Annotated in this window: 33 protein-coding genes; 17 read left to right on the top strand and 16 right to left on the bottom strand. The window is 45.2% G+C overall.

The window, feature by feature from the left end; translation table 11 throughout:
• Positions 1-289: 289 nt before the first annotated feature.
• From MNV_RS00270 to MNV_RS00260, 3 genes are all read right to left on the bottom strand, one after another.
• Positions 290-679: a type II toxin-antitoxin system VapC family toxin gene (locus tag MNV_RS00270; RefSeq protein WP_096203350.1), complete on the bottom strand. Its 390-nt coding sequence runs from the start codon at positions 677-679 to the stop codon at positions 290-292.
• The gene (locus tag MNV_RS00265; protein ID WP_096203349.1) at positions 669-902 is read right to left on the bottom strand and encodes a hypothetical protein; all 234 of its coding nucleotides are present in this window, start codon (positions 900-902) and stop codon (positions 669-671) included. Before MNV_RS00265 ends, MNV_RS00270 begins: the two co-directional genes overlap by 11 nt.
• A gap of 205 nt (positions 903-1,107) precedes the next feature.
• On the bottom strand, positions 1,108-1,554 hold the full coding sequence (locus tag MNV_RS00260; protein ID WP_096203348.1) for a hypothetical protein: 447 nt from the start codon (positions 1,552-1,554) through the stop codon (positions 1,108-1,110).
• Between the two features lie 292 nt (positions 1,555-1,846).
• On the opposite strand from MNV_RS00260, the gene MNV_RS00255 reads away from it, so the two are divergent.
• Positions 1,847-2,767, top strand: coding sequence for a mechanosensitive ion channel family protein (locus tag MNV_RS00255; protein ID WP_096203347.1), 921 nt, complete (start codon positions 1,847-1,849; stop codon positions 2,765-2,767).
• A gap of 38 nt (positions 2,768-2,805) precedes the next feature.
• Here MNV_RS00255 and trpA read toward each other — a convergent pair whose 3' ends face one another.
• The 4 genes from trpA to MNV_RS00235 all read right to left on the bottom strand — a co-directional run bounded on the left by trpA (position 2,806) and on the right by MNV_RS00235 (position 6,472).
• On the bottom strand, positions 2,806-3,591 hold the full coding sequence (gene trpA / locus MNV_RS00250; protein WP_096203346.1) for a tryptophan synthase subunit alpha: 786 nt from the start codon (positions 3,589-3,591) through the stop codon (positions 2,806-2,808).
• Positions 3,588-4,775, bottom strand: coding sequence for a tryptophan synthase subunit beta (trpB, locus tag MNV_RS00245; RefSeq protein ID WP_096203345.1), 1,188 nt, complete (start codon positions 4,773-4,775; stop codon positions 3,588-3,590). The genes trpA and trpB overlap by 4 nt, the downstream gene beginning before the upstream one ends.
• Positions 4,776-4,782: 7 nt before the next feature.
• Positions 4,783-5,538, bottom strand: a complete 756-nt coding sequence (locus tag MNV_RS00240; protein WP_096203344.1) for an indole-3-glycerol-phosphate synthase — start codon at positions 5,536-5,538, stop codon at positions 4,783-4,785.
• 103 nt (positions 5,539-5,641) lie between these two features.
• On the bottom strand, positions 5,642-6,472 hold the full coding sequence (locus MNV_RS00235) for a DUF429 domain-containing protein (protein WP_096203343.1): 831 nt from the start codon (positions 6,470-6,472) through the stop codon (positions 5,642-5,644).
• A gap of 121 nt (positions 6,473-6,593) precedes the next feature.
• Between MNV_RS00235 and rpl18a the strand changes: the two genes are divergently transcribed.
• From rpl18a to MNV_RS00215, 4 genes are all read left to right on the top strand, one after another.
• Positions 6,594-6,773: a 50S ribosomal protein L18Ae gene (gene rpl18a, locus MNV_RS00230; RefSeq protein WP_096203342.1), complete on the top strand. Its 180-nt coding sequence runs from the start codon at positions 6,594-6,596 to the stop codon at positions 6,771-6,773.
• Positions 6,770-7,213, top strand: a complete 444-nt coding sequence (gene pfdA / locus MNV_RS00225) for a prefoldin subunit alpha (protein WP_096203341.1) — start codon at positions 6,770-6,772, stop codon at positions 7,211-7,213. Before rpl18a ends, pfdA begins: the two co-directional genes overlap by 4 nt.
• 60 nt (positions 7,214-7,273) lie before the next feature.
• Positions 7,274-8,332, top strand: a complete 1,059-nt coding sequence (gene ftsY / locus MNV_RS00220; protein ID WP_096203340.1) for a signal recognition particle-docking protein FtsY — start codon at positions 7,274-7,276, stop codon at positions 8,330-8,332.
• A gap of 80 nt (positions 8,333-8,412) precedes the next feature.
• Entirely contained in the window at positions 8,413-9,171 is a 759-nt protein-coding gene (locus tag MNV_RS00215) for a V4R domain-containing protein (RefSeq protein WP_096203339.1), read from the top strand.
• 39 nt (positions 9,172-9,210) lie between these two features.
• Here the strand turns inward: MNV_RS00215 and MNV_RS00210 are convergent, their stop codons facing one another.
• The 6 genes from MNV_RS00210 to MNV_RS00185 all read right to left on the bottom strand — a co-directional run bounded on the left by MNV_RS00210 (position 9,211) and on the right by MNV_RS00185 (position 13,491).
• Positions 9,211-9,390, bottom strand: coding sequence for a hypothetical protein (locus tag MNV_RS00210; protein ID WP_143311532.1), 180 nt, complete (start codon positions 9,388-9,390; stop codon positions 9,211-9,213).
• A gap of 96 nt (positions 9,391-9,486) precedes the next feature.
• Positions 9,487-10,662, bottom strand: coding sequence for a bifunctional ornithine acetyltransferase/N-acetylglutamate synthase (argJ, locus tag MNV_RS00205; RefSeq protein ID WP_096203337.1), 1,176 nt, complete (start codon positions 10,660-10,662; stop codon positions 9,487-9,489).
• A gap of 4 nt (positions 10,663-10,666) precedes the next feature.
• Entirely contained in the window at positions 10,667-11,137 is a 471-nt protein-coding gene (locus tag MNV_RS00200) for a CBS domain-containing protein (RefSeq protein WP_096203336.1), read from the bottom strand.
• Between the two features lie 7 nt (positions 11,138-11,144).
• Complete coding sequence (gene argC, locus MNV_RS00195; protein WP_096203335.1) at positions 11,145-12,155, bottom strand: N-acetyl-gamma-glutamyl-phosphate reductase; 1,011 nt, start codon at positions 12,153-12,155, stop codon at positions 11,145-11,147.
• Positions 12,156-12,162: 7 nt separating this feature from the next.
• A complete protein-coding gene (locus MNV_RS00190; protein WP_218837835.1) occupies positions 12,163-12,600 on the bottom strand; it encodes a GIY-YIG nuclease family protein in 438 nt (145 codons plus the stop codon).
• Positions 12,601-12,612: 12 nt separating this feature from the next.
• Positions 12,613-13,491 (bottom strand): amidohydrolase family protein, encoded by an 879-nt coding sequence (locus MNV_RS00185; RefSeq protein WP_096203333.1) that lies wholly within the window; start codon positions 13,489-13,491, stop codon positions 12,613-12,615.
• 278 nt (positions 13,492-13,769) lie between these two features.
• Here MNV_RS00185 and MNV_RS00180 point away from each other — a divergent pair, with 278 nt between their 5' ends.
• A complete protein-coding gene (locus MNV_RS00180; protein WP_096203332.1) occupies positions 13,770-14,018 on the top strand; it encodes a hypothetical protein in 249 nt (82 codons plus the stop codon).
• A gap of 587 nt (positions 14,019-14,605) precedes the next feature.
• On the opposite strand, the gene MNV_RS00175 is transcribed toward MNV_RS00180, so the two are convergent.
• A complete protein-coding gene (locus tag MNV_RS00175; protein ID WP_096203331.1) occupies positions 14,606-15,499 on the bottom strand; it encodes a FlaD/FlaE family flagellar protein in 894 nt (297 codons plus the stop codon).
• 370 nt (positions 15,500-15,869) lie between these two features.
• Here MNV_RS00175 and MNV_RS00170 point away from each other — a divergent pair, with 370 nt between their 5' ends.
• From MNV_RS00170 to MNV_RS00135, 8 genes are all read left to right on the top strand, one after another.
• Entirely contained in the window at positions 15,870-16,625 is a 756-nt protein-coding gene (locus MNV_RS00170) for an RAD55 family ATPase (RefSeq protein ID WP_096203330.1), read from the top strand.
• Positions 16,626-16,741: 116 nt separating this feature from the next.
• Positions 16,742-17,068 (top strand): hypothetical protein, encoded by a 327-nt coding sequence (locus tag MNV_RS00165; protein WP_096203329.1) that lies wholly within the window; start codon positions 16,742-16,744, stop codon positions 17,066-17,068.
• Positions 17,069-17,174: 106 nt separating this feature from the next.
• Positions 17,175-19,151: a HAMP domain-containing methyl-accepting chemotaxis protein gene (locus MNV_RS00160; RefSeq protein ID WP_179293704.1), complete on the top strand. Its 1,977-nt coding sequence runs from the start codon at positions 17,175-17,177 to the stop codon at positions 19,149-19,151.
• Positions 19,136-19,432, top strand: a complete 297-nt coding sequence (locus MNV_RS00155; protein ID WP_096203327.1) for a hypothetical protein — start codon at positions 19,136-19,138, stop codon at positions 19,430-19,432. The genes MNV_RS00160 and MNV_RS00155 overlap by 16 nt, the downstream gene beginning before the upstream one ends.
• Before the next feature lie 9 nt (positions 19,433-19,441).
• Positions 19,442-19,963, top strand: coding sequence for a chemotaxis protein CheW (locus MNV_RS00150; RefSeq protein WP_096203326.1), 522 nt, complete (start codon positions 19,442-19,444; stop codon positions 19,961-19,963).
• A gap of 168 nt (positions 19,964-20,131) precedes the next feature.
• Entirely contained in the window at positions 20,132-22,441 is a 2,310-nt protein-coding gene (locus tag MNV_RS00145; protein WP_096203325.1) for a methyl-accepting chemotaxis protein, read from the top strand.
• Between the two features lie 9 nt (positions 22,442-22,450).
• Positions 22,451-22,972 carry a chemotaxis protein CheW gene (locus tag MNV_RS00140; RefSeq protein WP_096203324.1) on the top strand — a complete coding sequence of 174 codons (522 nt, stop codon included), beginning with the start codon at positions 22,451-22,453 and terminating at the stop codon, positions 22,970-22,972.
• Positions 22,973-23,042: 70 nt separating this feature from the next.
• Positions 23,043-23,825 (top strand): helix-turn-helix transcriptional regulator, encoded by a 783-nt coding sequence (locus tag MNV_RS00135; protein WP_096203323.1) that lies wholly within the window; start codon positions 23,043-23,045, stop codon positions 23,823-23,825.
• Here MNV_RS00135 and MNV_RS20385 read toward each other — a convergent pair.
• Entirely contained in the window at positions 23,782-24,135 is a 354-nt protein-coding gene (locus MNV_RS20385; protein ID WP_256999875.1) for a UbiA family prenyltransferase, read from the bottom strand. The two genes, MNV_RS00135 and MNV_RS20385, sit on opposite strands and share 44 nt — an antisense overlap.
• Before the next feature lie 20 nt (positions 24,136-24,155).
• Positions 24,156-24,656, bottom strand: a complete 501-nt coding sequence (locus MNV_RS20380) for a UbiA prenyltransferase family protein (RefSeq protein ID WP_256999874.1) — start codon at positions 24,654-24,656, stop codon at positions 24,156-24,158.
• A gap of 169 nt (positions 24,657-24,825) precedes the next feature.
• Here MNV_RS20380 and MNV_RS00125 point away from each other — a divergent pair, with 169 nt between their 5' ends.
• Genes MNV_RS00125 through MNV_RS00115 form a run of 3 tightly spaced genes read left to right on the top strand, consistent with a single transcriptional unit; the run spans position 24,826 to position 26,186 of the window.
• Positions 24,826-25,290 (top strand): hypothetical protein, encoded by a 465-nt coding sequence (locus MNV_RS00125; RefSeq protein ID WP_143311529.1) that lies wholly within the window; start codon positions 24,826-24,828, stop codon positions 25,288-25,290.
• The gene (locus MNV_RS00120; RefSeq protein ID WP_096203321.1) at positions 25,283-25,603 is read left to right on the top strand and encodes a hypothetical protein; all 321 of its coding nucleotides are present in this window, start codon (positions 25,283-25,285) and stop codon (positions 25,601-25,603) included. Before MNV_RS00125 ends, MNV_RS00120 begins: the two co-directional genes overlap by 8 nt.
• Before the next feature lies 1 nt (position 25,604).
• Positions 25,605-26,186 (top strand): zinc ribbon domain-containing protein, encoded by a 582-nt coding sequence (locus tag MNV_RS00115; protein ID WP_096203320.1) that lies wholly within the window; start codon positions 25,605-25,607, stop codon positions 26,184-26,186.
• Positions 26,187-26,263 lie beyond the last annotated feature (77 nt).

Below are 26,263 nucleotides of genomic sequence, written 5' to 3'. Positions count from 1 at the left end.
TTTCGTTTGCATTCAACAATTTATCCACCGAGACGCAGAGGCACAGAGACCGTCTCAATGAGCATCAGTGGCAAGTTTAATAATGTCATGGGATGTCAAAGATTCCATATTGAAAATCATCTCAGGATAAAATGATTCGTATGAATTTGATGTTTATACTGCATGGTTTTTAATGTGAAGTGGCTGCTTGGGGAATATATCGGCGCCGGGGTTTAATATTTGTATTGAGATAAATATTGTGCCAAATAGTTATATGATTTCAGGGTCAGTAAAATCATAAGGATATCCATCACCACATTTCGAATTTCAGGTTCTCGACTTCATTAAAATGACCGTCGCGCGATACTACAATAAGACCATGCTGACATGCGACAGCCGCAACCCATATATCATTTTCTGGAATAGGTTGTCCTTTTTCAAGTAGTCGCTTTTTAATCAAGCCATAGTAGCGTGCCGTATCAGTATCGCATGGCAAGACAGCACTGCTTGACGCAAAATCCTCTATTCTTGAAAGATTCTTCTTAATATGTTTGGACTTATGAGCACCAAAGTATAATTCTCCCAGAACTGTGCTTGATATAAAAACTTCCTCAGCATCAGCCAGTCGGTTTTTGACAGAAGCATCATTTCCAAAGAGAGCGATTATTATATTCGTATCCAGCAGAAATCTACCACTCATTCATATCCACTCGCTCACAGCCTGTCTCAATGGCTTCACTCATAGCACGGGTGTCCTCAGTTTCCATGATACCTGAAAAGTTGAGGAGCCGCTTACCTTGAACACCTTTTGGAAAAGACATGGCCAATGCATGAGCAAAATCAAGTACCCGACGCTGGAGTTCAAGTGGTAGTTGATCAAGCTGTCTTATGACATCCTGCTTAATTGTCGAAACTTCTGTCATATACTGGACATATGGTTACGATTGTCTTAATATTTTCTGTATGGAACTTATCCAGTTTTATCAGGCAACACTATAAAAAGCTTGGTCCTTAACCCGGCTTTATAAAGGTCAAACAGCCTGCCAGGCTCTTTAGTTACTTCAGTACCCCACCTCAAAAGCAAATTCGGGCACAAGAGCATCTGTGTCACCTGTAAACCATATTACATCAATATAACTCTCTACTTTTACAACCTTCGGGTAGGAAATAAGCCTGGGAAATCGCTACAGTAAGCGATTTCTTCCAGCGGTCTGCCCATAAACTTTTTCTTGGTATCATTAACCCCTCTCCATGTTTCATAACGTATATTTTTCCGAGTTCAAGCAGCATCCCCTGTACATCCTCATGCCCCGGATTCGAATTCTTCTTCGGGTCAAACTCCTCAAGAGGCTTTTCTTCCCTGAGATACCATATCCCGCTCCCCTTCTCTTCCTGATAGAAAATGCTGTATTGCTGTAAAGTACGTCTTACTGTATCTCTCCATGTTGGATTTGTTTCGGTTTTCGTATGTCCCTTTATTTTTGAGTAAATATCATCAAGGTGACCTGAGCTGCCGATTTCTAAAAGGGCTTCTTTTACAACATCTTTCCAGGTCAGTTTACTCTCGTTCTTCATTTGCTAACTTAAATAAAATTATTTGATCTTAACGCTTTTGAGGGTAACATGGATTCCCTGCAGCAAGAGTTCGTACGAGTTTGTATTGAGTTCGTTGTTTATGCTGCACTATTTTCTAATGAGAAATGGCTGCTTGGGGAACATATCTCCTTTTTTGTAATGCTTGAACCGTGAAAGGAGGAGCTTTACTCATATTGAACTTACATTGAGCTATAAAATGAGATTTTTTTAGTCCTGGACAAGAAAATTTTAAATACCAAGCGGGACAATCCATAATATGGAGTGGTTTTGAATGGCAGATTCGCAGATATTAGATAGTTTATATAACTTGGGACAACAGTTCGTTGCATTTATTCCTACGCTTGTAGCAGTCATAGTTTTAATAATAGTAGGATGGATAGCGGGCAGATTTCTTGGAAAAGTGGGGTCAAAGGTGCTGGATAAGATTGGTCTTGATGATCTGATCGAAAAGACCTCCATTGGTGGAATGATAAAAAAGGCTGGAATGAGCACCGTAGGATTATTTGAATCCATAATAAAATGGTTTGTTTATATTATCTTTGCAGTGATAATTATAGATGTTTTGAATATAAGCATTTTGACAGAATTTATAACCAGGATAATTCTCTATATCCCACTGATAATTTCCGCCCTAGTTGTTTTAATCATAGGCTTGCTAATAGTTGATTTCCTGACCGATCTCATCCGCAAAGTACTGATAGCTACAGGTGTGGATGAGAGATTCATGAAAACCACCGTCGGAGAGACTCTGAAGGTAACGAATACATCTGTTTCTGGCATTCTTTCCGGAGTAATAAAATTATTCGGCTATCTAATATTTATCCTCGCTGCTACTGAAATCCTCCAATTGGCCCGGCTTGCCGGATTTCTGAATAATATATTGAATTATCTACCAAATCTTTTCGTTGGAATCTTGATATTAATAATCGGTTTCTTATCCATAGATTTTATTGCAGATTATCTGCAAAAAATGATGGTAGGAATGAAGGTAGAAGGTTCCGATGTAATTATCCCAATATTGCGAGGATTCATGTTCCTTGTAGTGCTCCTGCTGGCATTGGATTCCATGCTTATCAAAACTGCTGTTTTCTATACTTTCCTTGGGCCGTTAGCATGGGGATTTGCTGTGGTCGTAGCATTTAAATGGGGAATTAAAGAGGCTTTAGTGGCATACGCTAAAGAGAATAAATAAGCCTCTTTTTTTGAATAAGAAGCAGGGTCAAAGTATTTTTACCCTCGCGCCGCCCTTATCCCTTCCTTCAATTCCCTCGCCAGCGCCTCAAGCCTCTGCTCCACATCCTTCCTGCTCGCGATAATATCCACGAATGCTGAACCCACGATAACGCCATCCGCTCCTGCGCGGATTATCTCAGCAGCCTGCTTCCCGTTCGAGATACCGAATCCGACAGCCTTAGGCGTAGTAGTCTTCACCCTTTCTATCAGCTCCCGTGTTGAGCCTGCAACATCTGCCCTCGCTCCTGTGACACCAAGGCGCGCTACAAGATAGATGAAACCTGTCCCCTGCGCCAGTATATGTTCCATCCTGGTTTCAGTTGTTGTAGGAGCCACAAGGAATATAAGATCGACATCGTATTTCTTACATAAAGCTCCAAGCTCTTCCGACTCTTCAGCAGGCAGGTCGGGAACTATGATGCCCGATATGCCTGATGCTTTGCAGTCCTGGACGAATCTCGGAAGCCCTCTTTTGAAAAGAAGATTATAATATGTCATTACCACAAGAGGGGTGCTAACCTTAAGAGCGCTGGTGGTCTTGAAATAAATATCAGGCGTCATTCCCCCGTTCAGCGCCCTCTCGATCCCGGCCTGGATGGTAGGACCATCAGCCACAGGGTCTGAGAAAGGCATGCCAAGTTCGATAATATCTGCGCCGCCCCTGATGAGCGATGTCACATACCTTTTTGTCTCCTCCGGCGTAGGGTCTCCCGCGCAGATATAAGCGACCAGGGCACCTTCGTTCTTCTTCTTCAGCTCGTTGAATTTATCACTTATCTTCATTTGTTCATCCCCAGCACGGTCTCAAGGTCTTTATCGCCTCTTCCGGATATGTTTATCACCACAACATCGCCCAGCTCCCCGGATGCTGCTGCTTTCTTGACATACGCAACTGCATGCGAGGACTCAAGCGCAGGGATTATGCCCTCAAGCCTGCACAGGTCATGGAATGCCTCAAGCGCTTCGCTGTCCAGCGAATAGCAGGGTTTTATCCTTCCTATATCAGCAAGATACGCAAGCTCGGGACCAACGCCTGCATAATCCAGCCCTGCAGCTATCGAGCTTGATTCCAGTATCTGCCCGTATTTATTCTGGAGGACCTTGGTGCGCGCGCCGTGAAGCACACCCTCCTCGCCTGCGCACAGGGTTGCCGAATGCAGCGCCTCTTTATCCGTAGTTTTCAAGCCGCCTCCGCCAGCCTCGACCGCGAAAAGCTGTAAGTCATCATCTACGAACGGATGGAAAATACCCATCGCGTTGCTGCCTCCGCCCGTGCACGCTACTATGGAATCCGGGAATCTTCCTTCCTTTTCCATCATCTGCGTGCGTACCTCTTTACCTATGACGCTCTGGAAGTCGCGAACCATCGTGGGGTAGGGATGCGGTCCGACTACGGAGCCGATCATGTAATTTGTTGTCTCCACGTTGGCGACCCAGTCGCGCATGGCTTCGTTAATGGCATCTTTCAGGGTCTGCGAGCCGCTTTTGACAGGTATTACCCTGGTGCCCATCAGTTCCATCCTGTAAACGTTCATTCGCTGGCGTACAGTATCTTTTGCGCCCATGTAAACTTCAGTTTTGATGCCAAAAGCTGCCCCTGCCATTGCGCATGCAGTACCGTGCTGACCGGCACCGGTCTCCGCAATAATCCTTTTTTTCCCCATGTATCTGGTCAATAGCGCCTGTCCGAGCGTGTTATTTAACTTATGCGCGCCGCCGTGGACGAGGTCTTCGCGCTTCAGGTAAATCTTGACACCGTATTCCTTGCTCAGCCGCTTTGCATGGTATAGAGGGGACGGGCGTCCTGCGAAATCCCTGAGATAATAATTCAATTCTTCGTTAAAAACAGGATCGTCTTTGTATTTTTCATACTGCTCCGTTAGCTCTTCAAGTGCCGGCATCAGTACTTCGGGTACGAACTGCCCGCCGTATTTGCCGAATTTGGTCGATTTAAGTTCCTGCTTCATATGTATCCTATCTTCCGTTCAATGCGTGTACTAATTCGTAAGTCTTTTTGTAAACATCTCCCTGCATTATAGATGTTCCGACAAGGATCGCATCTGCCCCGGCGTCAATCATACGGACCGCGTCCTCAGGCGTGGATATCCCGCTTTCGCTAATGATTATTTTACCGCTGACAAGCGGAGCCAGCCTCTCTGTCGTTGATATATCCACCTTCATTGTTGTGAGATCCCTGTTATTAATCCCAATGATATTCGTATTCGTAGAAAGTGCGGCTTCAAGTTCGTTTTTGTTATGTACTTCAACGAGCGGTTCACGACCTGAGGATAGAGCTTCATCAACAAAATAATTTAATTCATCTCCGAGAACCCCTGCTATAAGCAGGACGAGGTCGCTCTCAGCTTCATAGATCTGTGATCTATCGATGATGAAATCTTTTCTCAGCACGGGGATTTTTACCACATGCCTGACAGAATTCAGATTGTCAATACTGCCTTTGAAAAATTGCGGTTCTGTAAGCACGGATATGGCTGCTGCGCCCCCTGCTTCCATTAATTCCGCGATTTCAGCCGCATCCTGCGGGTTTACTTTCATGATAAACCTGGTCGGAGAGGAGGGCTTGACCTCTGCTATCACGGGAACAAGGTTTCGCTCTTTTCTTGAGCTTATGCTATCCCTGAAATTTCTTGAAATAACTTTTCCCTTTTTCCCGGCAGGAGGGAGCCTTTTTCTGGTGGATTCAAGTATTTCATCGATTATCTGATGCATAGATATCCTTGGTCATATTGTATTGTATGTTTTAGTACATTGATGTACAATTATGTTCATTGTATATAAGGATTGCGGGTTATCTTTCCGTGCCGATCGTAGTCTACACAAATACGTATCCTTCCAGGTTGTAATTTTCGTTAGGCTCAACTTTAAAATGATTCAGGTATGCATGGAATGTAGAATATGCAGCTATAATGCTGTCAAGTGCATCGCCGCCGCTGTCATCTTTTGCCGTTGAACGAATCAGTCGTGGAATCAAAAGTTGGTTTGTTTCCATAAGCTCATCAAGAATCAGCCCGCGTGCCTTATAATGCTGATCACTGGTTCCCTTATACGAAGGCAGTTTCTTTACCTGTAACAATTTCTTCAATGTTGATGCAGGGCAGATTTCCAGAATCCAGGGTTTATCAGGCAGGGCGTTCTGCATTGGGAGAACGCATGCCTGATGCTTTTTCACCAGAGGATGCAGCACATTACTGATTCCATGGTAGGTCTGGCGATAGACACGCAGATTATAAGGTGAGAACGGGGCTTTACTTTCTACGTCAGTGATCCGTTTAAGTTCTCGTCCCGTTGCAGGTTTCCGGCATTTTGACCTGAACTTGCCAGGACCAGGATAATTTTCCGGAAAATGTAGAACAAAATCTTTCCAGTTCCTTTCTTCGATAAGTTCTCGCGGCAGTCCGAAAGGGAAATCAAACCCGAAGACGCCGTCCTTCCCCCTGGTGATAAAATCCCGAAGCGCCTCAAGGCATGCATCAAGCTTAATATTTGCACCTGGAAATTCCGAGGCTTGATTGCAAACCTGGATTTGCAGGAGCCCTTCCTTAATTATGCCTCCAGCGATCCAGATTTTCCTGCCAGCGTCCGATGCGCCGCTAAAATCTATGCCAAAGACCCGGCGCGAGAGGTCGAGTGTTTCTCTTTTCAAACGTTTTCTCCTGAACGATATGCTTCCGGTTTTTATATGGGCGGTATCAATCGCTCCGTATAAGTTCCAGTAGGTATATATCTGATTGAGTATAACTCAAACCCCCTGTTCAGGTGATACAATGAATTTTATAGTGAAAGGAACTTTCAAAGCCGGAGAAAAATGGGAACACTTTACAAAAACTGTAGCTTCCCAGAACAAAAACAGCGCATTTGAGAAGGCATATTCATTAATAGGCAGTGAGCACGGATTGAGGCGCACTCTGATAAAGATTGAATCTGCGGAAGAGGAAAAGGCATGAGCGACGGAAAAATAACCCAGCAGCAGCTCCAGGAAATGGCCTCAAGGCACCAGCAGTACCAGTATCAGGGAGAAGCTATAGCACAGCAGCTTAACATGGTAAAATTAACGATCAAAGACGTTGAGACGGCATTAACGACCATTACATCCTTAAAAGACGAGACTGCAGGGAAAGAGATACTTGTCCCCATCGGATTCAGTTCATTTGTCAATGCGACCCTTACCAGCCCCGATAAAGTGGTGATCGGGATCGGAGCGGGTGTAAGCGTTGAAAAGAGAACGGATGATGCCAAAGCCTTCCTTGAGAAGAGGAAGGATGAACTAAATAAGTATTACGAACAATTGAACAATGCACTCGGGAAGCTTGCCGGGGAGATGCAGAACATCGAGAAAGTCCTGCAGAGCCATACGCAGCCCCAGCAGCCCATGCGCGCAGAGTGAAATCCGGGTCGGGGGTCTGTTCACTGATAATAAAACCCCAGATGGGGATTATTGGTAAATATGTTCGATAAACTCAAAGAAAAGCTTGGCGGCTTTAAGAAAGTCCTCGGCGGTGCGATCGAAGAGAAGGAACAGGAAGCCATCAAAGCCGGGCATGTAAAACCAGAGGTTTCTATAAAAAAGGAAGCGCCTGAGTCCGCAAAACCTTCTGAGACTGTTAAAGCCCCTGAAAAAGCCGGCATATTTGATAAACTAAAGGCAGCAGTCCTTGAACAGGAATTCATCATAGAAGAGAAAAGCGTGAAAGACCACCTGTGGGAGCTTGAGATGGCGCTCCTGGAGAGTGATGTTGCGCTGCCTGTAGCTGAGAAAATAGTAGAGGCTGTGAAGGCTGAACTTGTAGGAACCCGCCGGAAAATCGGTTCAGACACGGGCAATATAGTCGAGACTGCCCTGCGGCAGGCTATATTAAAAGTAATTTCTGTTGATTCTTTTGATTTTGACGGGTTCGTTAAAAAGTCCAATAAGCCAGTGAGCATTGTTTTTGTGGGCGTGAACGGCACAGGCAAGACCACGACGATAGCAAAAATGGCCGAGCGGTTCAAAGAGCAGGGCTATTCCGTGGTAATAGCAGCAGGCGATACTTTCCGCGCGGGCGCCATCGAGCAGATCGAAAGACACGCCGATGCGCTGGGCATAAAGCTCATAAAACACCAGGAAGGGGCTGACCCTGCTGCTGTGGTTTACGATGCTATCCAGTTCGCAAAGGCAAAACATAAAGATATAGTGCTTGCTGACACCGCGGGCAGGATGCACACAAATATCAACCTGATGGACCAGTTGAAGAAGGTATGCAGGGTGAACGACCCTGACCTCATCATCTTCGTGGATGAGGCTGTAGCCGGCAATGATGCGGTGGAGCGTGCGAAGCTCTTTAACAGCGCTGTGGCTTTTAACGGGAGCATACTGACAAAGCAGGACGCTGATGCAAAAGGCGGCGCAGCCATATCTATAGCATACACAACCGGCAAGCCGGTACTGTTCCTCGGAGTCGGTCAGAGCTATAAGGATCTCATAAAGTTTGACCCGAACTGGCTGCTTGACAGGTTATTTGAATGACCCTGGTTACTTTTTAAGGACATACATAAATTTCGTACAAAAACGAACATTATTTATATTACTAGGGCTATTTAGAAATCATGGGTCACGTACGGAACACTATGATTTTCTCTACTGACAACGGTATAGTGGCTCTGGATAGCCCGGTCAAGTTGAAAATACTTGAACTCCTGAGGAAGGGCACGACGTCTTTTGACGAACTCGTAGAGCAATCGAAGAAAGCGAAATCCACTATCTCAGTACATCTGGATGACCTTCAGGAGCTGAACCTGATACAGGAAAAAACATATTCAAATGATAAACGAAAAAAATATTATGTGCTGAACTCCATTTGCCTGGCTTGTTCAGAGCTGCCGCTGCGCAGGCAATATAATGAACACCTGGATAATATTGCTGTTGCGGGGTTGAACTCCGATTCCTTTGTGACGCATCTTTTCCATACGGTGCGGTTCGGAATGGAGGCATACGGCTTTGACCCGAAACCTATCATGAAAAGGCTCGGGAACGACGTTGGGGCGAAGATCGGTCAGAAATTCAGGGCGAATGATAGTGAAGGGGTTTTGAACGAACTATCTGTTTTCTGGAGAGAGCACAGGCTTGGGGACATGAAAATCCTCCAGGTCGCCAGTCCTTCGGTCATTGTCAATAACTGCTATCACTGCGGTAAGATGCCAAACGTCGGAAAAACATTATGTTCTATGGATGAAGGGATCATTGAAGGGGTTTTTTCAAGCAGGCTGAACCTCCACTATGTTGTGAAGGAAACCGAGTGCTACGGGACCGGGCATAACCACTGCAAATTCGTGGTTGAAGCGCAGCCTGAAAAGCCGAAAAAGTGACCGCAAATCACCATTAATAGATGCAGGTAGCTGACAGGCTTATTTTATATTTTTCAGTATATAATCAAGTGAGTTCTTTAATTCACTTATAATGCCTGCTATATAGCCTGGAAGGCTGAACACGAACGGCTGGGCGCGGTCCCACCAGAGCGGGACAGATAGCCCGCCCAGTACGATGAGCAGGAGCAGGAACATTACTATTATCTCGCTTATTTTCATAATAATCATACTCATAATCTGATACCTATTAAACTTAGCGATGGTTTAGGATAGTTTCGAACAGTTTAGAATGGATTAGAACAGTTACGGACGTTTTCAAGTTGTATACATCGCATTTATCTTCACGTAATCATACGTCAGGTCGCATCCCCATGCAACAGCTCCATTATCTCCAAGACCAAGCGCCACCTCAATAATGATCTCCTCGCCTGCCATGATGCTCTTTAACGCCTCAAGCTTCCCCTCGACTATCTTTCCCCGGCTGACAAGCGCCACCTCCTCTTCATTATTGGAGAACTTCAGGGAAATCTTATCTTGCTCCACCTCAGCACCTGAATACCCCGCCGCAGCCACTACCCTTCCCCAGTTCGGGTCTTTCCCGAATATCGCGGTCTTCACAAGCGGTGAGCGAACGATCGCCTTTGCTGCGAGCCTTGCATCCTCATGTGTACATGCGCCTGTTACCCGCGCCTCTATTAACCTTGTTGCGCCCTCGCCGTCCCTTGCGATCATCTTTGCAAGCGCGATACACACATGGTCAAGCCCTTCCTGGAACGCCTCTTCCTCGCATTCATGGTATCCGGTTGCCGTGACCAGCGCCATGTCGTTAGTGCTCGTATCCCCGTCCACCACGACCATGTTGAAACTTCTGTCAACCGCTTTTCTCAAACAACTGTCAAGAGTTTTCTTTGAGAGCGCTGCATCCGTATATAAAAACACGAGCATTGTCCCCATGTTCGGCTCTATCATACCGGAGCCTTTAGCGATTCCGCCGATGTGGGCGCCATTATCAAGCTCCACTGCAACTTCTTTCATCGTTGTGTCCGTGGTCATGATCGCGCGGGCGCTTGCTTTGCTGGCTTCTTTCGTGTTCGATAGCCCGCCAAACACATCTTCAAGCTGAGCTGCTATTACTTTTTTGTCAAGATACCTGCCGATTACGCCTGTGGAAGCTACGCCGATCTCTTCGGGTTTGCACCTGAGATTTTTAGCAAGTATCCCCGCCATCCACTGCGCATCCTGGATGCCTCTTTCGCCCGTAAAAGCATTGGCGCACCCGCTGTTCGCGATGATCCCATTTAACTCATATTCCTTAAGCGCCTGCCGGGTAACGATAAGCGGCGCTGCGATCACCTTATTTCGTGTGAAAACGCCTGCCGTAGCCAGACCGGGTGCATCTACAGCGATAATTGCAAGACCGTTCTTTCCCTGCTTAATCCCGTTCGCCATTACTCCCTTAACTGCGCAGATTCCGCCATCTATGAGCTTCATAAATTCATTCCGCTGACGAGAGACCTCTGATAATATCGCTTCGTGCAATTATTCCCACAAGCTTCCCGTTCTCTATGACAGGCAGCCGGTTGATTTTATACCTGACCATCCTGGCGGATGCTTCCTCAAGGCTGTCATCAGGAGATACCGAGTGGACGGTCTTTTTCATGATGCCCCTCACAGGTTTCAGCTTCGCTTCCTCAATTGTCCTTTTAAACTCCTCAAATCTCACAAGGCTTCTTAAAGGGACCTCTACTACCTCAAGCGGGCTTGGGAGCCATAGCTCTCCAGAGAACTCAGGAGTTTTTAACAGCTTGAGCAGGTCGGTTTCGGAAACTACCCCCACGACTTTCCCACTCTCAACTACGGGCATGCCGCTTATGTGGTTCTCTTTGAACAGCATCGAAAGATAACCCACAGTATCATCCGGCTTGCAGGTAATTACATCCTTATTCATCACGTCCTTTACTTTCATATCTACCTCATGGGGCAATGCCGGGCGTCCAGAGACCCGTAGTCTCGGGAATCCCGAATATCAGGTTCATGTTCTGTATAGCCTGACCTGATGCGCCTTTTACAAGATTGTCTATCGCTGATATTATAACTATCCTGTTGCTTCCTTTATCGACCTCAAAACCGATATCGCAGAAATTAGATCCGCGTACGCTGCCGAGCATCGGGATGCCTTTGATGAGCCTGATAAAAGGCTTGTCCTGGTAAAAATCCCCGTATATCCCGTTCACTTCTTCCGCGCTCAATTCCCGCTTTACAAAAATATGCGCTGTGGTCAGGATTCCGCGCACGCTTGGAATGACATGCGGGGTGAAGCTAATCTTTTTCAGCCCCGGTTCAAGCCGCGTAAGTTCCTGTACTATCTCGGCGCGGTGGCGGTGCGAGGTGAGTTTGTAAGCCTGTATATTCTCAGCCATGTTGGGATAATGGGACACTTCCGTAGGCTCAGCGCCCGCGCCCGAAATCCCGCTTTTTGAATCAAAAATCGCAAGTTCGATAAGTCCTGCCGCCGCTAACGGCGCAGCAGCAAGGGACGCGCCTGTGGGGTAGCATCCCGGGTTCGCGATGAACGATTGCTCTGCAACTTCTGGATGAAGTTCGGGAATCCCGTACACTGCATCTCTTGGGTCTGTATGCTTAATCTTATAAACTTTCTCAAAAATCTCTGCCTTCAGGCGATAATCCGCGCTCAGATCAATGACCTTCACGCCAGCATCAAGAAGAGCGGGCACGACCTGCATGGCGGTACCGTGGGGTACGGCAGTGAACACTATATCAGCGCGTGCTGCCACATCTTCCGCGCCCAGGTCTTCAAAATCCAGGTCGTATATTTTCCGAAGATGGGTATGGGTATCGCTGACCTTCTGCCCTTTCCTGCTTCGCGAAGTTACGGCGGTGACGTTTGCCTCCGGATGCCCTGAAAGCAGGCGCAGAAGCTCTCCGCCTGTGTATCCTGACCCTCCGATAATTCCGATGTCCATATTCTCCCTACATGTTCGGACTTATTATGATACTTTCGTTCTCTATGAGTTTGCTGCACGTCCTGACAATATTGTCTTTCAAATCTGTCCCGGAAAAGAAAAGATGTGCCCGGCAGGCACAGTCGGTGCATCCGAATCCCGGTATTTCTTCGCAGAACTGCCCCAGTGTTCTTGCAACTGTGCATTCAATCGCTTCATCTGTTGGCAAAAGTACGGCGCAAATGACTCTGGAATTAGGCAGCAGGTAGTCGATATGCCATTTTCTTGTGCGGTTCTTGCCAGAAGCTACATCGAAATGCCTTGTTACGCGCTTGAATCCTCCTGTTCCGAGGGCTGAGCCGGCGTAGGCATAATAGCCTTTCTTGAAATGAAGTTCCCCCAATCCGCCTGTGTGGATGTCGGTATCGTTATCCAGCCTGAGGATTAAAACGTAAACTCCCCTCATATTCAGTTGACCTTATAAATTTTTTTTAGCATTCTCTCTTTTAATTTTCTTAGCAATTTCAGGAGGCAACCGGCTTAAAAACTTTCTCTGGTTTTTTATATGCGAGAAATCATCATCCTTTTCTCCGGGTTTGATATCGCTTCCTATCATGAAGCGGTCAGGGAAATCCCTGAACAGTGCCATCCATTCCGGCGTTATCTTATCCTCATCATCCAGAATCCGGACCACGATCCTCTCGGCAGTTTTAGCTTTCCTGATCTTAACGGCAGAATACATGTTCGGGTGTTCCTCCATCAACCGCCTCATCAGCAGAGGAGTGGTTTTACCTGTGTTCGACCTGCCTGCATGTTCCCAGATGAGATTTGCGCTCTTATTGTGGTCAAGAAGCTTTTCAAGATCTGCAACCGTCTCATCGGTCGCCTCCATATGGATATCGATTGGTACATCGTATTTTGCCGCGATATCACTCATTACGAATATCCACGGGTGGTCTCCCGGGATTGTTATTTCTGTCCCGTCTTCGGAAGGAAAATGCCTGAGCGCGATCTCCCCGAAGCCGCCGTATAACGCAGTGAACCTGTCAGGATATTTTTCCGCCGCCTCCGGGATTCCGTACTGAGCCTGCGGAACTCTGTTGTAAATATCGGTTGGCGACTCCATTATAATCATTCTGTCTATGCCCTCTTTATCCATGCTCCGGATTATCTGTTCAAGCGGCATTCCAGCCGGCGTGATATGTGTATGAACGTCAATATACCTGTCTTCGGATTCAGCCACAGGTGTCGTAGAGGATGCTGCCGGCTGCCGGGAGTCCATTGCCGGACTTACGCAGCCGGCGATTAAACTTGCGAACAGAATTGACAGTAAAGTAGCTGCATGACTTTTTTGCATCTCATACACCTTTTATCTGGATGGGCGCTTGATAATGGTAACAATACTTCAATATTTAATAATTTTATGGAGATGCAACCCCGGCAGTACAGGTATCATAACTGGAGCCTGTGTGGTTTGCTTAAAATAACTGCTTGTTAAATCAATTGGTGGTATATTTACTCCGCCCTTATCAGCTTTCGGACAGCACTGTTTAAAAAACCCGGTCCTACACAAATCGTAAAACATATATATATTTACATATATCTTCCTCTTCACCAGCTTCGCGGAGAGTTGATATGAAAAAGGAGATTTTACACTATGTTTTAAAAATGGTGGTACAGGATTTTGAAAATCTTGCGACATCCGAACAGATAATGAAATTTAAGAAAAAGTATAGCGGTGTAAACTGGCAAAAAACTATAGAGAAAGACCTTCTGGAACATGCTGACACCGCTATAGCTATGAAGCGGTGGATTGGAAACGTGATATCATTTATGATGGAACATGATATTGTTAAAAAAGGCGAGAGATACAGATATTCGTGACTTAATCTTTATTTCTTTTTAGATAAGTCCTCACGTTTTCAAAACCTTGTTACATCCGCCAGGGTAAACCCACGAATTTGACCCTTTCAGACTCCATGTTTCTCCGCACACCTCACACATCAGGATTGCACAGTTCTCCAGTTCCAGCACGCGAATTCTCTTCTTATCTGCTTTCGGTTTATCTAACCCGGCAAGGGTATAACTTTATTTTCCTCAGGAGACCTGGATAGGTAGGGGGAGAAACTGTTGTTTCTCCCCGATAAGGTCCCACTCCCCTTATGCCCGCATGTTTAAAATTAGTAAATCCGGGCTATTTTTAGACATGTACTTATTCATACTTATATTTTTCGACATATGCATTTAACATATGTTTGACTACCATAGGTATTTAAGTGTAACAAAATAGTTGAGATATATTGTGGCGGTAAAAACTATTTTAATACACTAACCCCCATTCCCCACCTGCCCACCAAGCTTAATTTGAGTTCATTATAAGATGAATGTCGTATAGTATAGCCAGTCAATTAACTACTGGATCGGAATAATGATGCTATTGAATTAATATTAATACAGACCGGACGATCAGTTCAGGTGGTATACACTTCATTGCCCCTGACCACCCTTTCAGCATCCCTCTCAAGCCTTGAGACTATGTTTTTATCTAACTTCTTCCCTGTCAGTTGATTTATGAACATCAGGGATTTGGCATGATCTTCCGGGAGCAGTTTCCATGTAGGTCTTTCCACATAGTAGTCTATCCCGTTGGCATAGGTCATCATTTTTGAGTAAACTTCCTCGCTTATCCACCCTACATCGATGTAATACTCAAGGATCTCAGCCAGGTTATTCCTTCCTACCTTTTCCAGTAAGAATTCTATCCAGTTCAGGACAATAATAGAGGTTTCTGCCCTGCCATCCAGGTAAGGCAGCTTTACATCATTAATACCTGGCTTGTATTGCTTCTGTGTATTGGCAGGCCCGGCTTCTGCAGTCTGCTCAGGTTGTTCCTCCCCATCAGGCGTTTCATTTTGTTTTTGCTGCTGCTCCAGTAAAGGTTTGAGGTGTTGCATGACCTGTTCCACCATGACGTCTGGATGGGTCACGTTCGCCTCCACTACCTGCGATAGTTCCTCAAGTCTTTCTTCTATAACTTTGAACTTACCATCGAACTCCTGCCTCAGATCAGGCGGGATCTCAGGGACTTTCCGGCTTAGAGTTTCGATCTTTTTCTCTATCTGCTCGATTTTTTCCAGCGGTGCTGTATCCTTTTCACCCACGAAAGGGTTCACGGTGCTTGAAACGACTTCATACAACGATAATAATTCGAGGAGACTTTCATCGATCTTATCCAGCCTGTCCTTAAATTCATCAAGGCGCTGCTTTGAGCCTGAGACCGTGCCTTCCATTTTATTTAATTTGACATCGAACTCTTTTATCGTGTCAGTATTAGCGGTTATCTGCTCGGATTTTGCATTGATCATCTCTTCGATCTTTTTGGCAGTCTCTTCCTGGCTCTTCTTAAGCTGCTCGGTGATATCCGGGGAAGACGGCGCATTAGCCTGCTGGGCTTTGGTTTCGGATGTCTTTTTTTATTTTTTCGATTTTTTTTATAAGGGACTCTTCAGGCATCTTTAATTTCTTGAATTTCTCCGATAATCCCTCAAACATATGTTCTCCTTCGAATCATCATTATCATCAATATGTATAACGTTAATGTCATTTCAAGTTATTTATATTTTTGTACTGTTTTATCCTCCTGGAACACGCATGGCAATTATTTCACACGCATTTCACAACTTTGTTTATATAGAGTACATTAAATCCCATATTCAAATAATGTGAGGCTTAGATATGAGAATAAGAACTGGAATTGAAGGATTTGATGAACTCGTTGAAGGAGGTCTGCTCCAGGGAAGGCAGTATCTGCTCAGCGGGTCTCCGGGCAGCGGGAAAACCACGTTCGGGGTGCAATTTCTTGTTACGGGGGCAATGGAAGGGGAAGCAGGTGCATATATAGCGATCTCCGAGAGTATCGGTACGATCATCGAGGATATGTCGCGGTATAATCTGCATGTCGAAGAGCTTATCAAGAAGAATAAATTATTTTTCCTGGATATCGGTCCTACCAAGGATTATGGCCAGTACGATGAAGTTTCAACACTTATCACAGCCAGCTATGAGCAGACCGTATCGACCGAATCCCCCGAGAACACGCCTCCCTCGCCATACACGGTGTTCAAGAACGTAGAAACCCTGGTCAAGCAGTATAGTATCAAGAGACTGGTAATTGACTCGCTGTCTGCAATAAGGTTCACGTCACAGCATCCTGCGCTGGAGGAAAGATCCATAGGAAGGTTCATCCGTAACCTGAAAAATCTCGGATGTACCACACTGCTGTTATCCGAACTCCTGAAACCCGATGCGTACACGATAGAACAGTTCGCTTCCCATGGCGTCATCTTTCTGCATAATTACATGGACAAGCATGGCAATATGGCAAGAGCGCTGCAGATAATTAAAATGCGAGGAACGAAGCACAGTTGCGATATGCACGCTGTTGAGTTCACGGACAAAGGACTAAAAGCGATGAAGTCGCTGAAGAAATAGGATGAAAGGGGTTTGAGGTTATTAGCGGCAAAACAACGGATAAGGAACTGATTATAAACAAAATATATGAACTGGGGTTCGAAGTAGGTTATAAGAACCACTCTGAGATAGGCTGGGTGCTGAGAGAATATAACCGGCTTATTAGCGAGGCGCAGAAACTGGGGATACAGACGCCTGAGAATTACTACAACAATGGTAAGGTAAAAGGCAAGGCAAGCCGGGATAAAGGTATAACTGAATCTTCAGGGAAGATAGCGCAAAAAGAAATAAGCGCCAGCCGTACGCCCGGTGCAGCAGCCAATACAGATACCCCGGTTGATGAGGGTGAAGAGGAAAATATTCTGAAAAAACCATCTTTTAGCGACCTTCCGCGCCTGGTCAAAAAAATGAATATGGTAGAGCTTCCCAGGTTTTTACAAGGGTTCAAGCTTTTCCAGAAATAAATAGTTCACACTTTTTTCACAATTTTGTATATAAACGGGTGGAGTTCTTTTTGTTCACATAATTGTACCCTCTTGAGGATTCCAAAAATAAAAAATGGAGGATTATATGGTCAGTATAAAGGACATGTCATTAAGTAAAAAGCTGATAGGCGGATTCGGTTTAATAATCATTTTGCTGGCTGTGGTAGGACTCGTAGGATACTCTGGCATAAACACTGTTGGTGAGCATCTGGACGAGATATTGAACCAGCGCACAGTACTTGCAGATAATTCAATAGAATTGGAACTGCTTGTGCTTGACCAGCAGAATGCATTACGCACTTACGTAAATGGTGACAAAAATGCTTCCAAAATATATGATGAAAATAAAAAGAAAATTGAAGAAGTAATAGGGACATTAAAAGAACATGGGGAAGATCAAACAGCCATAGACCAGATAAGTGCGAAACTTGGAGAATACGACGAACTTGCGCATGCGCCCATAAATGCCAGGAAACCAGGATTGTTTGCCCTCGTTGATGCACATGGAGATTATTATTCAGGCGAATATAAAGATTTCCAGGCAGTGGTTCATAAATTCGAGGATAGCCTTGGATATGGGACTTATGTGACAGGGCAGAAGAAAATAGATATGGGCGTGAAATACGAAGAGCAGAAGTTGAGACGACATGAGAAGGATATTGTAATTTATACAGAACCAAGGTATAACAGAGCTAGTGCAAGTTACTGGAAGTCATGGCAGACGGATATAACTGATTTTGGTAATGCCGTAGAGCAGTCAAATGACTTCACCTCTGCCGAGAAAGCTGAGATAAAGTCAGGTCTTGTGGCGTATAAAGCAAAATTTGAAAAAATAATGGAGCTGCAGACTGGCATATATACAAGAATGCAGGAACTGGAAGCTAGCGGGGAAGAACTCAATAGCTTACTTGCAAAATTTGAAGAGGAACAGAACGCAGCAATGGTATCTGCCGGGGAAGAAGCAGTAAAGGCAAAGACAAACTCTACTCTGCTTATGGTTGTCTCTGGAGTTATCGCGGCTATAATAGGGCTAGGTTCTGGATTGTATATCTCTCGCTCCATCACCAAACCGGTTGATAGCATGCTCCATGCGTCCAATAAGGTCGCAGCAGGCGACCTTACAGTAGAGGTTAAGAGCGATTCCAGGGATGAAGTGGGACAGCTTTCCCAGGCAATCCAGGGCATGGTAGAGAGCTTAAAAGGCGTCCTCGGCAAGGTGCAGAACTCTGCAATGATGGTCTCTTCAACTGCGCAGGAATTATCAGCATCAAGCGAAGAGATGAAAGCTTCCACCGAGCAGATATCCAACACGACACAGGATATTGCCAGTGGCGTAAGCCAGCAGGCGTCGAAATTGACAGAAGTGAACAGGGCTATGAGAGAGATGGCAGAGAGCATACAGCAGGTCGCGATAAATTCCCAGAAAGCTGCCGAAAGCGCTGATGATGCCAATAAGACTGCCCAGGAAGTAGGGAAGAAGTCCAATGAAGTCGCAAGCAAGATGACCGAAATCCAGTCAACCGTGGATAACTCGTCCTTAGTGATAAAAGAGCTTGATGGCAAGTCCCAGAAGATAGGTGAAATTATAGGTGTAATCACAAATATCGCAGACCAGACGAACCTCCTTGCACTGAATGCTGCCATTGAGGCTGCCAGAGCAGGCGAACACGGCAGGGGCTTTGCAGTTGTAGCCGATGAGGTCAGGAAGCTTGCTGAGGAATCAAGGGGTGCGGCGAACCAGATAACCGAGCTCATAAAAGAAGTACAGCAGGGAACCAGGAAAGCTGTCGATAGCATGGAGAAAGGCACTAAAACGGTTGGCGAGGGAGCAAAAACTATCGGGGAAACCGTATCATCCATTAACATGATAGTCCAGTCAGCCGGAAGCGTGGCTACGATGGTCCAGGAGATCGCTGCTGCCGCGCAGGAGCAGTCTGCATCCGTTGAAGAGGTCACAGCTTCTGTCGAGGATATATCAGCGACCAGTGAAGAATCAGCGCAGGTACGCAGGAAGCCTCAGCCGCAGCACAAGAACAGGCGGCATCGATGGAGCAGCTCGTGAGGGTGGCGCAGGAACTGGCGCAACTTGCAGAGGAATTGCAGATGGAGGTCGCAAAATTCAACATCGGAGCGGCATCAACAGTAAAACATGTGGATGAGATGTTAAAGCACGAGAAGCAACCTGTTATTGAAAATAAGACGTCAACGATGCATCATCAGAAACATGAAGCAAGGGATGATATGCCCGGCAAGAGTGAAGAGAAACCGGAGTTTAAACCGGGTTCTGCCGAGGGAACAGGGAACGTAGAACCATCCCTTTTTGATGATATGCAGCCTAAGTAGGAGGATGCCATGACAGAACTACCCCAGGATACAAAAACAGCATCAGACGGCGAGCTCCAGCTCGTCGCCTTCAAAATAGGTGTCGAGGAGTTCGGTGTTGAGATAATGAAGGTGCAAGAAATCATCCGCATGACAAATATCACCAGGATTCCGCAGGCGCCCGATTATATAAGGGGGATAATCAACCTGCGCGGCAGGATTATAGTGGTGATCAACCTGAATGTCGTACTGGGAATGGAAACCAAGGAACAGGATGAGAACACACGCATCATAGTTGCAAATATAGACGATACTGTGATGGGATTCGTGGTGGATTCTGTTAGTGAGGTAATCCGTCTCTCACAGAAGAGTGTTGAACCTGCGCCTGCTGTTATCGCCGATAAGATAGGCACTGAATATGTCATGGGCGTGGGCAAGCTCGATAACAGGCTGCTTATACTTCTCAACCTGGATAAGATACTTGGCGCAAAAGAACTGCACAGCATCCAGAGCATATCGGCGGATACGGCAGAGGCTGAGACAGATGTGTAAAGGTCACTTTTTATCACCCTGTTTTCACACTTTTTTCACAAATTTGTATTTATGCAGGTACACCTTTTTATTTAATAGATAAAATTCTTTCACAAGGAATTAAACATTCCTTACGCAAGAGCAAGAAGCTATCAGAGCAGACCAAGATAGATATATAGGAGCTAAATTATGAAAAACAGTATTGTTTTCAAGTTATTGCCCATAATACTTATTGGCATGGCACTGCTTACGGGTGTATTCTATTATTCCTTCGTGAGCGCCCAGGATAACAACCTGAGGACAGAGGGTCAGGATAAGGTCAAAACAGCTAAAGAGATGTTCTATACTCTTGAGAATAATGACATAAAGATGTTGTCCAGCACACTGACAGCAGTACTTGTCAATGAACAGCTTAAAGAGGAATATCTTAAAAATAACCATGATGAATTCTATGGTTACGGGCTGCCCCTGTTCAACCAGTTAAAAGATCAATTCGGAATAACTCATTTTTATATTCATCTGCCCAATGGTACTAATTTTGTCAGGCTGCATAAAAAATCCGATTTTGGCGACAAGATCACAAGGAAAACACTTGAAAAATCAATGCAGACCAATGGATTCGGAACAGGGCTGGAACTTGGCAAGACCGCTTTTGCATTAAGGGTTGTGCATCCTTATTACAACGGCACGAACCTTATCGGCTATATTGAACTGGGTGAAGAGATCGATCATTTCCTGAATGTCATGAAGAAGCAGACGGGAAGTGAGATCGGCATTGTGGTGAAAAAAGAATATATTAGCCCTGAAACCTGGAAATCAGCAAGGGATGGAAAAGGGCTCAGGGATAACTATAATGATCTTAAAAATTACGTAATGATCGAAACTACATCGGAGGATATAAGCTCCTTCGTAGCCAGCAGCGAGGAGCATTTATCAGGCATAAAAGATGACGGAGAGGTATTTAACAAGTTCCAGAAAGATGGCTCCACGTTTATTACGGGAGGATTCCCGTTATATGATGCAGGTAATAATAAGGTCGGTGTGGTTGTTGCGGTCATGGACGTGACAGCTTCGGAGACAACAGCAAAAGAGAATAGCATAATTGTCCTTATCATAGCATTAGTTTCTGCAATAATTATCAGTTCTGCCGTGGTTATGCTGGTAAATAAAATTATTCTTAAGCCGCTGGGTAATATTGTAAATGCAACTACCAAGTTGGCTGGCGGCGATCTGACGGTCGAGGTGAAGAGCGAATCTAAAGATGAGATGGGGCAGCTTTCCCAGGCAATCCAGGGCATGGTAGAGAGCTTAAAAGGCGTTCTCGGCAAGGTGCAGAACTCTGCAATGATGGTCTCTTCAACTGCGCAGGAATTATCAGCATCAAGCGAAGAGATGAAAGCTTCCACCGAGCAGATATCCAACACGACACAGGATATCGCCAATGGCGTAAGCCAGCAGGCATCGAAGATGGCTGAGATCAGCCGCGCCATGAAGGAGATGGCAGAGAGCGTACAGCAGGTCGCAGCCAATTCACAGAAGGCTGCTGAGGGTGCAGATGATGCCAATAAGACAGCCCAGGAAGTCGGGAAGATGTCAAGCGAGGTTGCAGTAAAGATGACAGAGATACAATCAACTGTTGATAACTCAGCCCTGGTGATAAAAGAACTTGACAGCAAATCCCAGAAGATAGGTGAGATTATCGGCGTGATAACCAATATCGCAGACCAGACGAACCTCCTTGCTCTGAACGCAGCGATTGAAGCCGCGCGCGCCGGTGAACACGGCAGGGGCTTTGCCGTAGTAGCCGACGAGGTAAGAAAACTTGCCGAGGAATCAAGGGGTGCGGCGAACCAGATTACCGAACTCATAAAAGAAGTCCAGAATGGAACTAAGAGAGCTGTTGAGAGCATGGATAAGGGCACTAAAACCGTCGGAGAAGGTGCAAAGACAATCGAAGCGACTGCATCATCAATCAACATGATAGTTCAGTCAGCCGGTAGTGTAGCCACTATGGTGCAGGAGATAGCTGCTGCATCTGAGGAGCAGTCAGCATCGGTTGAAGAGGTCACAGCCTCTGTAGAGGACGTTTCCGCGATAAGTGAAGAATCCGCAGCAGGCACCCAGGAAGCTTCTGCTGCTGCGCAGGAGCAATCGGCTTCAATGGAGCAGCTCGTGAGAGCCGCCCAGGAACTGGCACAACTGGCAGAGGAATTGCAGGCTGAAGTTGCGAAATTCAATCTGGGAGCGGCATCAACCGTAAAACATATGGAAGAACGAATGAAACATGAACAGAAACCTCACATCGAGCATAAATCCGTCGAAAAGCACGAGAAGAAACCTGTTGTTGAGCATAAGGCACCGAAGATGCATAACAAGAAACAGGAAGTTAAGAGTGATATGCCCGGCAAGCAAGAAGAGATACAAGAGGATAAACCGGGTACTGACGAGGGAACAGGGAAAGCAGAACCATCCCTGTTTGATGACATGCAGCCTAAGTAGGAGGATGACATGGCAGAAATAACCCCGGGTGTAAAAGCAATATCAGACGGCGAACTCCAGCTTGTCGTCTTCAAAATAGGCGTCGAGGAGTTCGGCGTTGAGATAATGAAGGTGCAGGAGATCATCCGCATGACAAATATCACCAGGATTCCGCAGGCGCCCGATTATATAAGGGGAATAATCAACCTGCGCGGCAAAATCATAGTGGTGATCAACCTGAATGTCGTACTGGGAATGGAGACCAAAGAACAGGATGAGAATACACGCATCATAGTTGCAAACATAGACGATACTGTAATGGGGTTCGTGGTCGATTCTGTCAGTGAGGTTATCCGTCTCCCTCAAAAGAGCGTTGAGCCTGCACCGGCAGTAATTGCCGATAAGATAGGCACTGAATATGTCATGGGCGTGGGCAATCTTGATAACAGGCTGTTGATACTTCTTAACCTGAATAAAATACTTGGTGCTAAAGAGCTGCACAGCGTCCGGAGCATATCGACAGATGCGGCTGAGGAGGCGGCTACTACCTGAATGTCACTGCTTTTTTACTTTTCCTTTTTTCATTTCACACATAAAAAATTTTCGTTGAGGTATTAAAACGATGAATAAACTGGTAAGCACCATCACATTCTCTAAAAAGAGAGAAAATCTATTGTTATTCCTGATAGATGGTCCGAAAACACTAGAAGATATCAGGATCTCCCTTAATGTGACCTCTTCGGGTATGATACCCCAGATAAGAAAGCTGGAAGAGCAGAACCTGGTGTGGCGGGAGGGTAAAATGTATTCTCTCACGGATACGGGAACGGTAATAGCAGAAATGTTCAACTCATTCGTTAAAACTATAGACATAATTGAAAAATATACGGATTTCTGGGAGTCCCATGATATCAACGCGATCCCTCATCACCTGTTAAAAAGGCTCTATGAGTTAGGGAATTGCAATCTGGTCGAAAGCAGGCCGGAGAACATATACGAACCGCACAGGGAATTCCTGGAAAATATTCTGAGCTCGAATAAACTCAGGGGCGTATCTCCTATATTTCACCCGATTTATCCCAGTTTTTTCACACAACTCTCTGAAAAAGGAAAAGACGTCTCTCTTGTATTGACAAGGGACGTATTCAGGAAAGTAGAAAAAGAATACGGTCCGGAACTTGCGCGAATATTGAATCTTAAGAACGGCAGGCTTTACGTTTGTGATGAAGATATCAAACTTGCATTCGTTACAACCGATGTTTTCTTTTCTATGTCACTTTTCTTTAAGGACGGAGCATTTGATACTAAAAAGGATATGGTGAGTTTTGACATATCCGCTATTTCATGGGGAGAAGAACTTTTTAATTATTATAAAGAGCGCTCAGAGGAAATAACGAGCCTGTAAAGGCTCTCAATAAAATTACTGTAGCGGACTCCCCATCGATCAGGAACTCCCTTATAAGTTTTCTTTCTTTTTGTTTCGTATCTTTCTCTAAAGTAAAGTGAAAGATACATGTTATCCCTGAAATAAAGCTGTACAGCAGTATTAGAGGCTCAAAAGCTATGATTCCTATTAAAACCGCCAGGAACATGCCTGTATGTAAAATCAAATGCAGCACAGATAGGAAGCCGATGGTGTTTTTTTCACCTATCTGTACAGGCAGGGTCCTGATGCCAGCCAGCGAATCGCCTTTCACATCCTTGAAATCGTATATAACCGAGTTTATGAAAACCTTTATGCTAAAGAAAAGAAAAACAAAAAAAGGGAAGCTATGCCGGCATCCGTACTCGTGGTAATCCCGGCAATGAAAACTCCCCAGGTCAGGGCGACAACCAGATTTTTAACTCCAAACCCGCCTTTAAGCTTCATGTTGAAGCCCATGATTTTCACTCCTTTGCTGTATAGACACCCGATTATCAGAGGCAGGAAAGGTACGACAAATAAATTCTCAATGAATAGAATGGAAGCCCCGATACAGAAGGTAGAGACGGATACAAGAATGCCGACCTCTTTCTTTGAACCTGTTAATTCGCATCTGTTTACTGCGTCTTCCTTGCATTCAAGTGCCCTGTCAAGGGTATAAACCGTGTATATCACGAGACCTCCGGCTATGTAAGCCAGTAAGTTAGGTTTAGCTCTTATGAAAAGAAAAGCGATATATAACCTGAAGATACCTGACAACGCTACGAGAACAGAGGCTTTTAAAAGCCTTACAGTTGGTGTATGGATAGCCATACATAAATAAGAATTTATAACTCTTAAATATTTCAAACGGTTTGAAACATTCAAACGCCGTTGTAATATTTTAATAGCTTTGAAATCACCAGGATTTTCACACTTTTTTCACAATTCCATTTATATTCTTATGGAACAATTCCATTTTAAAAAAAAATACGGGGACATTATGCGCACAAAAACCAAAATGATATCTGTATTCTTCTTTCTGCTAATCCTGCCGATGGCAGGTGCAGCGCAAGCCGTAATTGAAGACCGGGTCGATACAAGCGGTACGATAGTACGGTTGATAGCTTTCCTGCTCGGCATGTGCGGCTCTACATATCTGGCAGCCGGTCTCTGGCAGAGAGCAGAAAAAGGTACGGAGACGTGGAAATACCTTTCCATTTCCATGATGATGATGATATTCTGGAATATTATTATGACTTTCGGGGTTTTATTGAACGCACTCAAGTTCGAGAACACCTTAAAATCGCCGGAGGTTATAGATACTGCTCTCATTATCCTGAATGTTCTTGACCCCGTGATAGAGGTCATTGTATTCCTGATACTGTTCTTCGGCTTGAAGAAAATCATAAAAGCAATGCGAGAAGAGCCGTGGACCGTGTTCAGCAGGGAGGAACCAGATGAATGACGCATTCTTTGTAATATTGAACACTGTAGCCTCTATTATTGTCATCATATGCAGTGTTCTGTCATTTAACCTGCTCGCGGGCATATCCAGGGAATTAAAAGGCTTAAAGACGATGGACCTGATGTGGGAATATTTCATCAGCATGATAAGCCTGTTCATCCTGCTGGGTATCGTAAGGGCCGTAGGTACTATGGGGGCGGTTATTTTTGAAAGTTTCTCGCCTGTTTTCGAGGCGTTGTTATCCGTAATCCTGATATTATATTTCGTATTCTCTATACTTTTATCCATATCGATAGAGGAGATAACGGAATAGCATGAGCAAGATATTATCAGATGAAGAACGGCGGCATATGCTTGAGAAGCTGGAAAGCAAGATAGTTGCAACGCGCTTCATGACCCTGAAATATATAACCTCTTCAATAAATACGGATAAAGTTGATTTTGCAAAGATGGATATAGAGATACCGGAATTCAGCAAGAGCCTTGTAAGAATAATCGAATTCCTTGCTGAGAAAGATCCGGAAGAGATGGTCAAACGCGAAGCAGGCGTTTGCATCGAGAACCTTAAAAAGAAACTTAACCCGACTCTCAGGCAGGATGTACCGGTATGTACTTCATGCGGCGAGCGGCTTGTGGTCTCGTACAAGTTCTGTACTAAGTGCGGGGTCGATTTGAATGGGCAAAAATGGGTTACAACTTATAAGCCATGCGAAAAATGCCAGAGCCTGATTGATCCGAAGTGGAACAGTTGCTCCAACTGCGGTAATTTGCTCATAAAGAAAATAGAAGGTCCCAAGGTCTGCCCGTTCTGCAAGAAGAACATAGACCCGAACTGGATGATGTGTCCTTTCTGCGGCTCCAAGCTTAAGCTTTCAGTTCCAGGCCAGGGCACATAGGGAAGCAAATAAAAATGGCTTATCTCACGGATTTGTGATGCTCAGACCTTATTATCAGTACATACAAACAGATCAAT

Origin of the sequence: Candidatus Methanoperedens nitratireducens (assembly GCF_900196725.1) — an archaeon.
Taxonomy (GTDB): Archaea; Halobacteriota; Methanosarcinia; order Methanosarcinales; family Methanoperedenaceae; genus Methanoperedens; species Methanoperedens nitroreducens_A.
The sequence above is the reverse complement of the archived record's forward strand: the minus strand, read 5'-3'. Positions and strand labels throughout refer to the sequence as shown.

Bases quoted from the DNA above. Each gene is read 5' to 3' on its own strand.
- MNV_RS00255 (WP_096203347.1), top strand. From the start codon at position 1,847: ATGGCAGATTCGCAGATATTAGATAGTTTATATAACTTGGGACAACAG.
- MNV_RS00155 (WP_096203327.1), top strand. From the start codon at position 19,136: ATGGAGCAGCTCGTGAGGGTGGCGCAGGAACTGGCGCAACTTGCAGAG.
- MNV_RS00190 (WP_218837835.1), bottom strand. From the start codon at position 12,600: ATGAGGGGAGTTTACGTTTTAATCCTCAGGCTGGATAACGATACCGAC.
- MNV_RS00160 (WP_179293704.1), top strand. From the start codon at position 17,175: ATGGTCAGTATAAAGGACATGTCATTAAGTAAAAAGCTGATAGGCGGA.
- MNV_RS00200 (WP_096203336.1), bottom strand. From the start codon at position 11,137: ATGAAAGTAAAGGACGTGATGAATAAGGATGTAATTACCTGCAAGCCG.
- MNV_RS00270 (WP_096203350.1), bottom strand. From the start codon at position 679: ATGAGTGGTAGATTTCTGCTGGATACGAATATAATAATCGCTCTCTTT.
- MNV_RS00265 (WP_096203349.1), bottom strand. From the start codon at position 902: ATGACAGAAGTTTCGACAATTAAGCAGGATGTCATAAGACAGCTTGAT.
- MNV_RS00215 (WP_096203339.1), top strand. From the start codon at position 8,413: ATGGGTCACGTACGGAACACTATGATTTTCTCTACTGACAACGGTATA.
- MNV_RS00240 (WP_096203344.1), bottom strand. From the start codon at position 5,538: ATGCATCAGATAATCGATGAAATACTTGAATCCACCAGAAAAAGGCTC.
- argC (WP_096203335.1), bottom strand. From the start codon at position 12,155: ATGGACATCGGAATTATCGGAGGGTCAGGATACACAGGCGGAGAGCTT.
- MNV_RS00180 (WP_096203332.1), top strand. From the start codon at position 13,770: ATGAAAAAGGAGATTTTACACTATGTTTTAAAAATGGTGGTACAGGAT.
- trpA (WP_096203346.1), bottom strand. From the start codon at position 3,591: ATGAAGATAAGTGATAAATTCAACGAGCTGAAGAAGAAGAACGAAGGT.
- MNV_RS00260 (WP_096203348.1), bottom strand. From the start codon at position 1,554: ATGAAGAACGAGAGTAAACTGACCTGGAAAGATGTTGTAAAAGAAGCC.
- MNV_RS00170 (WP_096203330.1), top strand. From the start codon at position 15,870: ATGAGAATAAGAACTGGAATTGAAGGATTTGATGAACTCGTTGAAGGA.
- MNV_RS00120 (WP_096203321.1), top strand. From the start codon at position 25,283: ATGAATGACGCATTCTTTGTAATATTGAACACTGTAGCCTCTATTATT.
- argJ (WP_096203337.1), bottom strand. From the start codon at position 10,662: ATGAAGCTCATAGATGGCGGAATCTGCGCAGTTAAGGGAGTAATGGCG.
- MNV_RS00175 (WP_096203331.1), bottom strand. From the start codon at position 15,499: ATGATCAATGCAAAATCCGAGCAGATAACCGCTAATACTGACACGATA.
- trpB (WP_096203345.1), bottom strand. From the start codon at position 4,775: ATGAAGCAGGAACTTAAATCGACCAAATTCGGCAAATACGGCGGGCAG.
- MNV_RS00210 (WP_143311532.1), bottom strand. From the start codon at position 9,390: ATGAAAATAAGCGAGATAATAGTAATGTTCCTGCTCCTGCTCATCGTA.
- pfdA (WP_096203341.1), top strand. From the start codon at position 6,770: ATGAGCGACGGAAAAATAACCCAGCAGCAGCTCCAGGAAATGGCCTCA.
- MNV_RS00145 (WP_096203325.1), top strand. From the start codon at position 20,132: ATGAAAAACAGTATTGTTTTCAAGTTATTGCCCATAATACTTATTGGC.
- MNV_RS00125 (WP_143311529.1), top strand. From the start codon at position 24,826: ATGCGCACAAAAACCAAAATGATATCTGTATTCTTCTTTCTGCTAATC.
- MNV_RS00140 (WP_096203324.1), top strand. From the start codon at position 22,451: ATGGCAGAAATAACCCCGGGTGTAAAAGCAATATCAGACGGCGAACTC.
- MNV_RS00185 (WP_096203333.1), bottom strand. From the start codon at position 13,491: ATGCAAAAAAGTCATGCAGCTACTTTACTGTCAATTCTGTTCGCAAGT.
- ftsY (WP_096203340.1), top strand. From the start codon at position 7,274: ATGTTCGATAAACTCAAAGAAAAGCTTGGCGGCTTTAAGAAAGTCCTC.
- MNV_RS00150 (WP_096203326.1), top strand. From the start codon at position 19,442: ATGACAGAACTACCCCAGGATACAAAAACAGCATCAGACGGCGAGCTC.
- MNV_RS00135 (WP_096203323.1), top strand. From the start codon at position 23,043: ATGAATAAACTGGTAAGCACCATCACATTCTCTAAAAAGAGAGAAAAT.
- rpl18a (WP_096203342.1), top strand. From the start codon at position 6,594: ATGAATTTTATAGTGAAAGGAACTTTCAAAGCCGGAGAAAAATGGGAA.
- MNV_RS20380 (WP_256999874.1), bottom strand. From the start codon at position 24,656: ATGGCTATCCATACACCAACTGTAAGGCTTTTAAAAGCCTCTGTTCTC.
- MNV_RS00115 (WP_096203320.1), top strand. From the start codon at position 25,605: ATGAGCAAGATATTATCAGATGAAGAACGGCGGCATATGCTTGAGAAG.